Genomic DNA, 11,730 nt, shown 5'->3' on the forward strand with positions numbered 1-11,730 from the left:
CACGCCACCGTCCTGGGCAGGGACCATACGACGGTTACGGGCGCTGCCCGGCGCGCGATCCGCGTGCGCTGGAGGTGAGCGAAGACAGGGTCATTTCAGGATGCCACGGGCGACGAAGGGTGGCGATCAAGTGCCGACAGAGTGGCATCCAACGCCGCCCGCGCCGCGTCGACGGGCGGTCCGGGATGCCGGTAACCGATCACCTCCGGCGTGAGCGGGCCGTCGTAACCGACTGACCTCAGGGCCCCGAAGAAAGCCTGAAAATCGATCACCCCGCGGCCCGGCAGAAGCCGTTGGTCATCACGGACGTCCGCCGGACGAAGGCTCGCGGCGTCCGCGACCTCGACGCACAGTATGTCGCCGCCGGCCGCCAGTATTTCCGCCGTTCCGGCGCCGGCGTGATACCAGTGCCAGGAGTCGAGCAGCAGCCCGACGTTCTCGCCACAGGAACGAGCGAAGGACAGCGTGTCCTCCATTCTCCACAGAAACTCGTGAGGACGGGCACGCCGCAGGTGCAGAGGGCTGTGGAACTCGAGCGCCAACCTGATACCCGCCTCCTCCAGCACGCGGGCGCAGAGGACGAGCCGCCCGCGGATGATGGGCAGCGCCAGATGCATGGGCAGATCGGAGGACGGCGGGACCGATCGGCACATGACACGGACACCGATCCGCGCGGCGAACCCCGCCAGCGCGGGAAGCGCGGCGAGATCTTCGGCGAAGGTCCGGTCGTCGGCCCTGAACTCGACGGGGAAACGGGCGCCACCCGCCGCCATTCCCGCTTCCGCGAGCAGGTCGCGGGTTCTGGGCGCGCCGTCGCGGTAGGCATCCCGCAACGGGACCTCGACCGCCGTGAATCCTGCCTCCCCGGCCAGGTTGACCATCTCCGGCCAGGCGACCGGCTGACCTCCGGAAAGAGACGGGTGAAAAGAAATCAACACATCGTTTCCTGTTGTCCTGGCTGTTCGCGGATCATACCCGTAGAGGCTCGACGCCTGTCGATGATGTCCTCACGTGAAGACAGGTCCGAAGAACCTCACGGAGGCTGTGTACCTCTGGAAGCAGTCCGCGGTCGCTGGGGGCTTCTACTGGCTGGACGGGCCGAACAGCACCGGGACCGCTGTCAGCCGCCACACCGAACCGTCGCGGGCGGAACGCTCGGCGAAGACGACCCAGCCTCGTTCGGAGGGCCTCGGGCTGAAGGAGACGCTACCCTCAAAGGGCCGCGAGACGTCGCCGCCACCCGTCACGAACCCCTCGCCGAGGCGTTTGACCGCCGCCTCGGGACCGCCCAGGACCTGCACGGCCACCGTGCCCTCGAAGGCCAGCGCGCGGCCACGGACCCGCAGCGGCGAGACGACCGTCGCGGCTCGAGCCGGCTCGTCGACCACGATCGTCGCCGTGGCCGCGCCCGTCACCGACCACGAGGCGGTGCCTCGGCGCAGCGACACCGTCGTCACCGCGGCCTTCACCGGAGCGCCGTTCTCACTCCGTGGGTAAACGTCCACCTCGGCGTTGTCCGCGCCCACCACGCGGAACGCAGTGCCGGCCGGGTCGGTCATGCCCGCGACATCGGCCAGGAACTGGCGGGCGGCGTAAACGCCCGCGACCGCGTTCGTGCCCTCGACCCGCGGCGTCACCAACTGCAGCCACGAGTAGAAAGCCACAGCGTCGTTGTCGAACGAGTAGATGGTCGAGCGGACAGTCGAGAACTGGCGGAGCGTGGCATTCAGTTCGGCCAGCAGAGCGGCCGAACCGTAGCTGGAACTCGCATTGGGAATGATCTGGCGGAGGTCGGCGAAGTCCGCGTAGGCGACCCCGTTCTCGACGGTCAGCCGGTGCAGCGTCCCGGCCGTCCGCGCGGAGAAGAACGAGGTGTACCCGGCGGCGCGTTCCGCCTCGGTCGGCCCGGCCAGCAGCTGGCCGAGGGCCGCCGTCGCCGGCATGGCGGTGCGGGGGACGGTCCTGGTCACTGCCTCGACTTGGTCGGCGTCGGCCGAACCGCGGTGGAAATAGACCCGGACGGTCGTCGTCGTCGCGGTGGTGGAGGTCGGCGTCGGTTCGCCGCCGAGTGTGCTCGACGGCCCCGGCGTGACGCTGGTGGTGGCATGGTCGGTCGGCGACGAGGTTCCGCCGCCGTCCCTGACCGCGAACAGCCAGACGGCCCCGGTCACCAGCGCGGCGGCCAGCACGACCGCGAGGGAAACCACGGCCCAGCGTCTTCTCGTGAGAACGAACATCGCCGCCTCCAGGTGGAACCGCTGCCGGCATCACCCTCATGTCACCGTTCTTATGTCACCGCTTTCCGGAATCCGCGACAACGGGCAAGAAGGGGCTCGTTCACCGGAAACTCGGCACACCCTGTCGCGACCTTCGACCCGGAGTGGATCCGGCCGTCTCCGCACCAGCGCTCCCGAAGCGTTCGACGTGTCCGAGGCGGAACTCGCCCGCGAGGTCGTCGCAGCCGAGCGCGAACGACCGTTCGCCGAGCCGGTCTCCGAATCGGCGGCTGACGAGGCCGCAAGGGCCGCAAGCTGAACCGACCGGATTGGCCGCGGGGCGCCGTCGATATCTCCGTCCCGAAGGCCGCTATCGGCGGACGGTGAGTGTTTCGATGCTGAACCGAAGAAGTGCGGATTCGAACTCGGTTGGGTTGTCGATGCCGGGCTGGTAGGGGGCCATGCGGTCGTGGATGCCGTCGAACCAGGAACGTAGGAGGACGGCGCCGTCCTGGTCGAGGCGGCCGATGCTGATCGCGTGGTTGAGGAGGACTTCGAGCTCGGCGCGGAGGAGATCGGGTTTGGGACGGTCGTGGGATTGAGCGGGACCGCGATCCCTCAGGCGGCGGCACGGGACAAAGCGCGCTATTGCTGGGTGATGGTGATGGTGAGGATCTGAGGCTTGCTGGCGGGCGCGCCGTCGGCGGCGCCGCCTTCGACACCGGGCTGGGTGATCCTGTCGAGGACGTCCAGGCCCTGGGTTATCTGGCCGAAGACGGTGTAGCCGCCGGCCAGGGCCTGGGCGCCTGCCTGGGATGGGTCGGCGTAGTTGATGAAGAACTGGCTGCCATTGGTGCCCGCTCCGGCGTTGGCCATGGCGATCACGCCGCGGCCGTAGGTGACGCCAGTGGTGTTCTCGTTCTTGTACGTGAACCCGGGCGAACCGGTGCCCGTGGCGGTCGGGTCACCGCACTGAAGGACGTAGATCCCGGCGTCGGGGCCGTGGGTCTCGCGGTGGCAGGTGGTGTCGTCGAAGTACTTCTGCTGAGCCAGGAAGAGGAGCGCATGCACGGTGCACGGTGCCTTTTCCGGGTCCAGCGCGAAGACCATCACGCCATAGTTGGTGCTGATCGTCATGGTCGCCGGCTTGGTGCTGACCGTCGCGGCGGACGGCGGCAGCGCCCCACCACGGCTGATCTGGGAACCGGAGGCAGAGGTCTCTCTGGTGTAGACGCAGTCGCCAACAGAGCTGGTTGACGCGTTGTCGGTCGAACCCGTGGGAGCCGAACCCGTGGGAACGGTGCCGGCGGGAGCGCCTGCAGAGGGGCTCTGGCTCTGCTCGGCGGTTTCGACCGCGTTGTGTACCTCCCGAGTCACCTGGGTGACGACTATGACCATGACCGTGATCACGGAGGCCAGGACGACCACCGCCGCGCCCACGATCGCGGCGATGACGCCACGCCGGCGCCGGCGTCGGCCCGGGCCACCGGCCGGGGGCCACGGCGGCGCCCCAGGCGGTCCGACTCCCGGCCGCGGCGGGCCGTACCCCGGCGGCGGATAACCCGGCTGGGCGTAGCCCGGAGGCGGATAGCCGGGCTGGGTATGGTCCGGCGGTGAATATCCCGGCGGTGAATATCCCGGCGGTGGATATCCCGGCGGTGGGTAACCCGCCTGGGATTGGCCGTCAGGAATGGGGCCGGGCGTGGGTGCCGGCTGCCCGGGTGCCGGCTGCCCGGGTCCTGGCTGCCCGGGTCCTGGCTGTGCGGGTCCCGGCTCGGAACTTGTGGGCTCTCCCGACCAGTGCGCCATGGAATCCCGCCCCCGCACGTCCGTTGCCCCAGAACCCGCCGGTCATGCTACCGCCGGTCCGCGTGGCGTCCGTCGCTCCCAGGCTGGATCTGACGCTGACTGATCGCGATTCGAGCGAGCGGCGACGAATGCTGCGAGGCTGGTCGCGATCTCTGCGACTGCCCTCGGCTGTACGTACCAACCGCGGCCGTGGGCCTGACTCACGACGGGAACGGCCCCGCGTGAGCCGAGCCGTCGCGGTCCGCCGAAGGAGGGCGCGATGACCGACACGAACGCGCATGTCCCGGTCCCATTGACCCCGGCCCCATCGACCCCGTCGCTGGCGGATCCGGATCCGGACACGATTCGGCTGGGCTATGCCCAGCACGGCTCGGATAAGGCGGCCCGCGCCGCCGACCTGGCGCGTCGCTACCCGGTCCATGCGGCCGCGACCCGGTTATATGGAGAGGCGTTCCACCGGGACCCTCATGCCGTCTACCGGCAGCTGCGAGCCAAGCACGGCCCGGTCGCCCCGGTGCTGCTGGATGACGACGTCCCGGCCTGGCTGGTGATCGGTTACCGGGAACTGCACTACGTCGCGGGCCAGTCTGACCTTTTCGGCAAGGACTCCCGGACCTGGAATGCCTGGGACCTGGCGCCGCCGCACTGGCCGCTGCGCCCCCCGTCGCCTGGACCGACACAGTGCTCTCGACGGACGGTGCCGAGCACGAGCGGCATTCCGCCGCGGTCGACGAGGCGCTGGGTGCTGTCGACCTGTTCGAGCTGACGCGGCGTTGTGAGCGGATCGCCGACGGCTTGATCGACGCCTTTGCGGGTGACGGTAAGGCCGAGCTGATAGGCCAGTACGCCGCGCGGATCCCGATGGCGGTGGGGGCGGCCCTGCTGGCGCTTTCGCCGGCGGATACAGCGGCATTCCTGGCCGACGTGACCGCCATGCTCATGCAGCCAGGCGAGGCGCGCGCGGCGGAGACGCGGCTGCGCGCCATGGTGCGCCCGTACACGACCGCGCGCCGGGCGAACCCGGGAGTGGACACGCTGTCCGGGCTCGCGGCCCATCCGACCGCGCTCACCGACGACGAGGTGTTCGAGGATCTGATCATGCTGCTCCTGATGAGCCAGGCCAAGACGACCGCCTGGATCGGGAACACGTTGCGGCTGATGCTCACCGATCCTCGGCTCGCGGTGCCGGTCGCCGGTGGGCGGCGCTCCGTCGCGCACGCCCTGGCCGAGGTGCTCTGGGAGGACCCGCCGTTCTCCAACGCGTTCGGCCGCTGGGCGACCCGTCCCGTCCACCTGGGCGGACAGCACATCCGGCGCGGCGATCTGCTGGTGCTGTCCGTCGCGGCGGCGAACGCCGATCCGCAGGTCCGCCCGGACCAGACGGTCAGACCCGGTGACAGTCAGGCGCACCTTGCGTTCGGCAGCGGGCCGCACCGCTGCCCCTACCCGTCCCAGGACGTGGCCGAGACCGTCGCGCGTACCGCGGTCACGGTGCTGCTCGACCGGATCCCCGACCTCACCCTCGCCGTGYCGGCCGACGCACTGGTCTGGCAGCCCACCGTGGTCGTACGCAGCCTGACAGCCCTACCCGTCGCCTTCACGCCTGCCTGACGGCTTGACGGCTGCCTGACGGCTTGACGGCTGCCTGACGGACGTGGCCCTGGAACCTGACGGACATGGCTCTGGAAGTCAGGCGCCGGGCCGCCGGGGCGTCGTATCGTCGCAACCTGATCTAGCAACAGCCGGTGGGAGTAGGTGGACCGTGAAGATCGAGGCCGGGCAGGTCGCGGTGGTGACCGGGGGCGCGAGCGGGATCGGGTACGCGCTCGCGGAGGCGTTCGCCACCCGTGGGCTTTCCGTCGTGCTCGCCGACGTGCGTCCCGAACCGCTGGACCGCGCCGCCGCGACCCTGGCCGACACCCACGCGAAGGCGCTCGCCGCGGCCGGTGCCGGCGTCGCCACGGTCGTCACCGACGTACGCGACCCCGACGCCGTCGAGGCGCTCGCCGCCGCCACCCTCGAACGGTTCGGCCGGGTCGACGTCGTCTGCAACAACGCCGGCGTGGTCGGCAAGCAGGCGCCGATGTGGGAGCAGGCGCCGCAGACGTGGCGATGGCTCATCGACGTCCTGCTGCTCGGCGTCGCCAACGGGGTGCGGTCCTTCGCCCCGACCCTGATCGCCCAGGGCCGCGGCCACTTCCTCAACACCGCGTCCGCCGCCGGGCTGATGCGGGTGCCCAGCCTCGGCCCGTACAGCGCGGTCAAGCACTCCGTCGTCGGCCTCACCGAGACCCTCGACGCGGAGCTGCGCGCGGCGGCGCCCGAGGTCGGCGCGAGCGCCCTCTGCCCCGGCCTCGTGGACACCCCGCTCGTCGCGACGTCGGCGGCGATCCGTCCCGACGGAGCCGAGACCTCCGAACCGGTCACCCCGGTCACCCCGAGCGCCACGGGCTCCCGGCAGCCCATCCCGGGCGAGGTGCTCACCGCCGCGCAGGTCGCCGAGATCGCGATCGCCGGCATCGAGGCCAATCGGGTGCGGATCCTCACCCACGCCGACAGCTTCCGGCCGGCACGTGCCCGGCTCGCCGCTGTGCTCGCCGACGTGGACCAGGCGGCCGCCTCCCATGCCGCCGGTTGAGACGCCGGCAGGCGCGGCAAAGCCGAGACTGGAGATCGAGTACTGCACGCGGTGCCGGTGGCTGCCGCGGGCGGCCTGGCTCGCGCAGGAGCTGCTCTCGACGTTCGAGACCGACCTTGGCGCCGTGGCGCTCGTTCCCGGCACCGGCGGAGTGTTCGTCGTCCGGGTTGACGGCACCGTGGTCTGGGACCGGCGTGAGCAGGGTTTCCCCGAGCCGACCGCCGTGAAGCGCGCCGTTCGAGACCTTGTCGCGCCAGGACGCAGCTTGGGCCACTCAGACGCCTAAGGCCTTCTGCCTGGGCTAATGCCGACGGTAACGGCTGTTTGATCTTTGTTCCGTCAGCGGGTACTGTCCCATCCGACAGTGCTGGACCCATCAGTCCTTAGCGGGCAGAGGGAGGCGGAAATGACCCACGCCTTGTCGGTGGCCGAGTCGGTCGTGGACGATTCGGAGGTGGGCGCGGATCTGTACCCGCGCAGAGTCGGAGTTGTGCCGAGGGGGCAGCGCATGGCTGACGCCATCATCGGCGTCCCGGTCGAGGTGCGGGACGTGCTCGCTCGGGCCGCGGAGGCCGAGGGCATGTCGCTGCGCACCTATCTCACCAGGCTCGCCAACTCTCTCCTTACGCCGGACGAGCGCGCCGCCCGGTCGAGCGAGGCCCGCGCCATCCTCAAGGCGTGGAACGGTTATGACCCGACCGACGAGGAACTGACCGAGCACCAGGCGGACCTCGACCGGCGCATCGCGCAGGCGCAGGCGAGCCGGTGATGGAGCAGCACCATGTCGTCTTTGACGACTCGGCGATGCTTGCTGCTGGGCGCGGCAACATCGTCGCGTCCACGTTGATTCATAACGCGCACAACCTCCCGGGCTGGCACCTCTACGCTCCGACCTGCGCGCTGGTGGAGGCGGACAGGGTCCGGCGCGGCGTTGCAGAGCACATCGCGTCTCTACGCGACATCGTCGTCCTCGATCTGACCCTGTCGGCCGCGCTCGCCGTCGCGCGCGACACCAGCTGGGCAACGGCGCACACCCGCCACGCCGCCGGGCCGAGCCCCGAGCGACCCGTGGGGGCAAAGATCGCCACAGCTGATCCGGCCCGGTGGAAGGATCAGCCGTTCGAGGTCATCGACCTGACGGCAGCCTGACGCCGTCCTGGTGAGAAAACCGCGCAACCCACCGACCGCTGGTGACGGCGCCTCAGCGCTGGGGCCAACGCGACCACATTGCCGATCTTGATCCAGCCCGACCACCGCCATAGGCCAGGGTCCGGAACTACGTGGGGAGCAGGGTTCCTGCCGGATCGGCGAAGCCGATCTGGGAGGTTGGGCTCAGTGCCCGACAGGCGCTGCCCGGTTGCGGGCGCGGAGCGTCCGGCAACGGGAGCGCCTCAGGCGTCGTCGTCGGCGACCCAGTTGACGAAGCGGTGAAGGGGGTACATGCCGTCGTGCGGGTTGCCCATGGTGCCGGTCATCGCGCTGCCGAGCCGGACTACCCGCTGGACGCCGGCGGTGGCGAGTAGGTCGCGGATCTCGGCCTTGCGCTCGGGTGGGTAGACGCCGACGGTCTGCGTCGCGACGTTCGCGAAGTGGGTCGCCTCCGTGAGTGAGGCGACCGGGATGACGTTGACGGTCTTGTTCGTCGGGTGGAAGTCGACGGGTTCGGGGGAGCGGACGACGAGGCCGGAGCCGTCGTAGTCGCCCCAGACGCGGTAGTCGGGTTCGAGGTAGCGCATGCCCTCGGCGGCTTCGCGGATGTCGCTGGGGGTGGCGGGGCCGACGGCGCTGGCGAATTCGCGGTCGACGTTCAGCCGGTCGCGTAGCACCGCGCAGAACCGGTCGAGGCGTTCCAGCTCCTCGTCGTCGTCGGCGTCGCATTCGACGGCGATGTGCCGGGCGGCGAGGCAGGCGTCCTGGTTGAACACCGTCGCGTCGGTGGCGGCGAGTTCGGCGACCTCCCGCATGGTCTCGTCGGAGGCGAGTGCTTCGCGGCCGAGGATCGCCATGGAGACCTTTGGGTCGAAGGCGACGAGGTGGAAGCCCGGACCGGTGTACTTGATGATGTTGTTGATCGCGGCGCCGCCGCCCCAGCCGATGATTTTGTCGAAGTACTGGGCGCGGTAGAGGATGTTTTCGATCTTGGCGTCGCCGCCGCGCCAGTAGACGGCTGACATCGAGCGCAGGACCGGGTGCTCCGGGTCTATGTCGGCCATGGTGCGTAGTACTGCGACGGCGGTGAACGGGTCGGCCGAGGGCAGTTTGAACACGTTGATGGCCTTGACCAGTGCCGCGTCGGCGATCGACGTCATCGCGCCGGACGGGGAGTTGCCGGCGAGCATGTGCACGAGCCGCGGCGGGAACGCGCGGATCCGCGTCGTCCGGCCGTTGAAGTCGGTGTGCTCCACCCAACCGTCAAGGACCCGCGGGTCGCGGAACGTCTTCTCGAGCCGGAATTCCATCGACTGGCGGGTGAGGAACTGGCCGGGCCGGCGGAAGGTGCTCTCGATCATCCGCCGGGGCATCTGGCTGACCTGCGCCGTGAGCTCCAGCGACTCCTGCAGATAGGGGTTGCGCTCCAGGTCCAGATGCTGGGCGACCTCGACGAGGTAGTCGATGATGTCGGTCACCGGCACGTCGAACGCCGGCCCCTGCTGGGTGCGCGGTGTGATCAGCTCGTTGAAGTTGATCCGTGGCGTCACGAACGGCACGCCGAAGTCGCGCGACAGGTATTCGACGTCCTCGCCCCAGACGACCTTGCCGCGGATGACGTGCGGAACCTTCAGCTTCTTCGGCCTCACCGACTCGGACGGCGCGAGACCGGGCGAGGCGGTCGGGGCAGCCGGGGCGGCCGGGGCGGCCGAGGAGGCCGAGGGGGAGACGGCGGCGGCACCGGCGGTGGATTCGGTGATGGTCATGTGCCGCTCCCTCAGTTGTCGATGAAGCCGCGGACGTAGGCGTCCATGGTGCCGGCGCAGGTGATCTTGTCGCCGTCCGGAAGGTCCTTGTAGCGGGTGATGTCCTCGGCCACGGTCGGCCCTTCGCGGCCGCAGGAGCAGACGCCGAAGTCGGCGATGATCTGGTCTCCGCTGATCGTGGCGCCCCAGCGGCCGTCGACGGAGAAGTCGAAGAAGGCGGCCCGGCCCTCGACCTGGCCGTCGGACAGCGGCGCGAGCGTCTCGCCGAACTTGTCGAGCACGAACAGGACCAGCCCCGGCGGCACGTGGTAACGGCCGGACAGGCACTTCACGCTGCGCAGGTTGACCTCCTGCATCGCGTAGTAGTGCAGGAAGCGGCTCGGCTGGATGTTGAGCAGCTCGAAGATGCGTTCGCGATAGTCCGGCGGCAGGGTCATGCCCTTCAGCCCGCCGGCGACCTGAAGGCCGTTGGCGCCGGTGATGTCACCAGGCGCCACGCCCTTCTCGCGCAGTATCTCGCTGAGCCGGTAGAGCATCGGGAACATCGAGTTGAAGAAGATGTTCTCGTCCCTGTGCGCGATCACCTGCTCGGCCAGGAACTGGAGCCGGTCCTCGACGTCGGCCTGCCTGGCCGCGCCTTCGGCCTCGAACGCGGCGACCTCGTCCGGTGAGGCGGTGCCATCCGCGATCGCCCGCCGCATCGCGCCGAGACGGGCCATGTACTTGTGATGGTCGGTGACCGGCTTCGACTCCGGCAGCGGCAGCGCGTCGTGGCGGCGGTAGTTGCTCAGGAAGACGTCGCGGATGTACATCGCCGAGCTGATGCCCGTGTCCGGCCCGACCGGTACGACGTGCCACTCCCTTGCCGGCGGCATGCCGAGCCAGCTCAGGCTGTCGAGCAGGTTCTGACCGGAGGCCTCCCGGTCGGCCATCGTCTTGTTGAGGAACGACGCCTTGCCCGACGTGCCGGACGAACTCGACACCAGATGGCCGTGCTCCTCCAACCGCGCGATCCAGCCATCCAGATCCTCGACACCCGCCACGTCCACATCCGCCACCCGGTAGGTCGACACCGAGTCCAACCAGCGGTTCAGCTGCTTCCACCGTCCCCTGGAGACGATCGTCTCCGGGTAGCTCTTGTAGGTCGTGTGCGGGAACARCAGCCCGACCATGTCCTGCGCGGACCGGATCTCCTCGACGCCCTCGGCCTTGGCGCGCCGCGCGAGCACTGGGACCTGCGCTCGGCGCTCCTGGAAACGGGCATCCAGCGCCGCCACGGTGGCCTCGCCGAGCGCGGCCGCCTGGCTGGTAGCCGGTTTGCTGGTCGTCCTGGTCGTCCTGGTCGTCACGGACATGACGCCCCTCTTCTGAGGTCGGTGCGGCTCCTGGCGGGGTTACTACACCGAGAAGTCTAGTTTTAACCAGACTCGCGAGTCTAGTTATTGCCGGGATCCGCGCCCAGGTCTGCCAGACTGGAGGTCATGACGTCCCCACCGGACGCGCGCCCGACGGCCACGCCGCGCCGTGGCGGCCGGCCGACCCGCGAACAGGCGGCGCGGCTCGACCGGGACGTCCGCGAGCACGCGCTGCGGCTGTTCCTGGAGAACGGCTACGAGGGCACCTCGATGGACGCCATCGCCCAGGCCGCCGGCACCACGAAGGCCTCGCTCTACGCCCGGTTCCCCAGCAAGGACACCGTGTTCACCTCGGTCTTCCACTGGGCCATGGGCCGACCCGACTGGCCGCTCCCAGAACCCGAGCCGCCCGACCTCGACGACCTCGAAGGCGCACTCACCGCCATCGGCCAGGCCGCGCTACACCGCGCCCTCGACCCGTCAATGATCAAGGTCAGCCGGATCGCGATCGCCCAGGCCGACCGGTTCCCCGAGCTCGCCCACCGGATCCAGCTCGGCGCCVCCGGCGGCTCACCCCGTCAGCGCCTGGTCGCCGATCTGCTGCGCCGCCACGCCGCCGCCGGAGCGATCACGCTCACCGACGATCCCGAGACGCTGGCCGACCTATACGTCGGCATGGTCTCCAGCGCGCCCGCCCGGCTCGCCTCGTTCGGCGTCCTGCCCGACCCGGTCGAGGCGGACCACCGCGTCGAGGCCGCCGTCCGCCTCTTCCTGCGCGCGCTGCGGGCCTGAAAGAG

At 69.9% G+C, this 11,730-nt stretch carries 12 protein-coding genes; 7 read left to right on the forward strand and 5 right to left on the reverse strand.

Translation table 11 applies throughout. The features are described 5' to 3' along the window. Positions 1-95: 95 nt before the first annotated feature. From BCD49_RS08830 to BCD49_RS08840, 3 genes are all read right to left on the reverse strand, one after another. Entirely contained in the window at positions 96-938 is an 843-nt protein-coding gene (locus BCD49_RS08830) for a sugar phosphate isomerase/epimerase family protein (RefSeq protein WP_007508369.1), read from the reverse strand. A 144-nt stretch (positions 939-1,082) separates the two neighbouring features. Then, complete coding sequence (locus BCD49_RS08835) at positions 1,083-2,237, reverse strand: Gmad2 immunoglobulin-like domain-containing protein (protein ID WP_007508367.1); 1,155 nt, start codon at positions 2,235-2,237, stop codon at positions 1,083-1,085. Between the two features lie 624 nt (positions 2,238-2,861). Next, on the reverse strand, positions 2,862-3,656 hold the full coding sequence (locus BCD49_RS08840; RefSeq protein WP_007508365.1) for a peptidylprolyl isomerase: 795 nt from the start codon (positions 3,654-3,656) through the stop codon (positions 2,862-2,864). A gap of 628 nt (positions 3,657-4,284) precedes the next feature. Between BCD49_RS08840 and BCD49_RS44950 the strand changes: the two genes are divergently transcribed. From BCD49_RS44950 to BCD49_RS08865, 6 genes are all read left to right on the forward strand, one after another. After that, a complete protein-coding gene (locus BCD49_RS44950) occupies positions 4,285-4,791 on the forward strand; it encodes a hypothetical protein (RefSeq protein WP_007508364.1) in 507 nt (168 codons plus the stop codon). Then, positions 4,707-5,636, forward strand: a complete 930-nt coding sequence (locus tag BCD49_RS08845; RefSeq protein ID WP_241832296.1) for a cytochrome P450 — start codon at positions 4,707-4,709, stop codon at positions 5,634-5,636. The genes BCD49_RS44950 and BCD49_RS08845 overlap by 85 nt, the downstream gene beginning before the upstream one ends. A gap of 151 nt (positions 5,637-5,787) precedes the next feature. Further along, positions 5,788-6,663: an SDR family NAD(P)-dependent oxidoreductase gene (locus BCD49_RS08850; RefSeq protein WP_007508360.1), complete on the forward strand. Its 876-nt coding sequence runs from the start codon at positions 5,788-5,790 to the stop codon at positions 6,661-6,663. Then, positions 6,650-6,949, forward strand: coding sequence for a SelT/SelW/SelH family protein (locus tag BCD49_RS08855; RefSeq protein WP_007508356.1), 300 nt, complete (start codon positions 6,650-6,652; stop codon positions 6,947-6,949). Before BCD49_RS08850 ends, BCD49_RS08855 begins: the two co-directional genes overlap by 14 nt. 222 nt (positions 6,950-7,171) lie before the next feature. Beyond that, complete coding sequence (locus BCD49_RS08860) at positions 7,172-7,432, forward strand: hypothetical protein (RefSeq protein WP_027141120.1); 261 nt, start codon at positions 7,172-7,174, stop codon at positions 7,430-7,432. After that, positions 7,432-7,812 (forward strand): hypothetical protein, encoded by a 381-nt coding sequence (locus BCD49_RS08865; protein ID WP_007508352.1) that lies wholly within the window; start codon positions 7,432-7,434, stop codon positions 7,810-7,812. The genes BCD49_RS08860 and BCD49_RS08865 overlap by 1 nt, the downstream gene beginning before the upstream one ends. A gap of 242 nt (positions 7,813-8,054) precedes the next feature. Here the strand turns inward: BCD49_RS08865 and BCD49_RS08870 are convergent, their stop codons facing one another. Together BCD49_RS08870 and BCD49_RS08875 are read right to left on the reverse strand one after the other, a co-directional pair. Then, complete coding sequence (locus BCD49_RS08870) at positions 8,055-9,578, reverse strand: acyl-CoA reductase (RefSeq protein ID WP_007508351.1); 1,524 nt, start codon at positions 9,576-9,578, stop codon at positions 8,055-8,057. An 11-nt stretch (positions 9,579-9,589) separates the two neighbouring features. Then, positions 9,590-10,933, reverse strand: a complete 1,344-nt coding sequence (locus BCD49_RS08875) for a hypothetical protein (RefSeq protein ID WP_007508346.1) — start codon at positions 10,931-10,933, stop codon at positions 9,590-9,592. 126 nt (positions 10,934-11,059) lie between these two features. On the opposite strand from BCD49_RS08875, the gene BCD49_RS08880 reads away from it, so the two are divergent. After that, on the forward strand, positions 11,060-11,725 hold the full coding sequence (locus BCD49_RS08880) for a TetR/AcrR family transcriptional regulator (protein WP_071041379.1): 666 nt from the start codon (positions 11,060-11,062) through the stop codon (positions 11,723-11,725). The last annotated feature ends 5 nt before the right edge of the window (positions 11,726-11,730 follow it).

Origin of the sequence: Pseudofrankia sp. EUN1h, assembly GCF_001854645.1 — a bacterium.
Taxonomy (GTDB): domain Bacteria; phylum Actinomycetota; class Actinomycetes; order Frankiales; family Frankiaceae; genus Pseudofrankia; species Pseudofrankia saprophytica.

What these genes read in the sequence shown, in the direction of transcription:
- BCD49_RS08835 (WP_007508367.1), bottom strand. Translation starts at nt 2,237, where the DNA reads ATGTTCGTTCTCACGAGAAGACGCTGGGCCGTGGTTTCCCTCGCGGTC.
- BCD49_RS44950 (WP_007508364.1), top strand. Translation starts at nt 4,285, where the DNA reads ATGACCGACACGAACGCGCATGTCCCGGTCCCATTGACCCCGGCCCCA.
- BCD49_RS08855 (WP_007508356.1), top strand. Translation starts at nt 6,650, where the DNA reads ATGCCGCCGGTTGAGACGCCGGCAGGCGCGGCAAAGCCGAGACTGGAG.
- BCD49_RS08860 (WP_027141120.1), top strand. Translation starts at nt 7,172, where the DNA reads ATGGCTGACGCCATCATCGGCGTCCCGGTCGAGGTGCGGGACGTGCTC.
- BCD49_RS08865 (WP_007508352.1), top strand. Translation starts at nt 7,432, where the DNA reads ATGGAGCAGCACCATGTCGTCTTTGACGACTCGGCGATGCTTGCTGCT.
- BCD49_RS08870 (WP_007508351.1), bottom strand. Translation starts at nt 9,578, where the DNA reads ATGACCATCACCGAATCCACCGCCGGTGCCGCCGCCGTCTCCCCCTCG.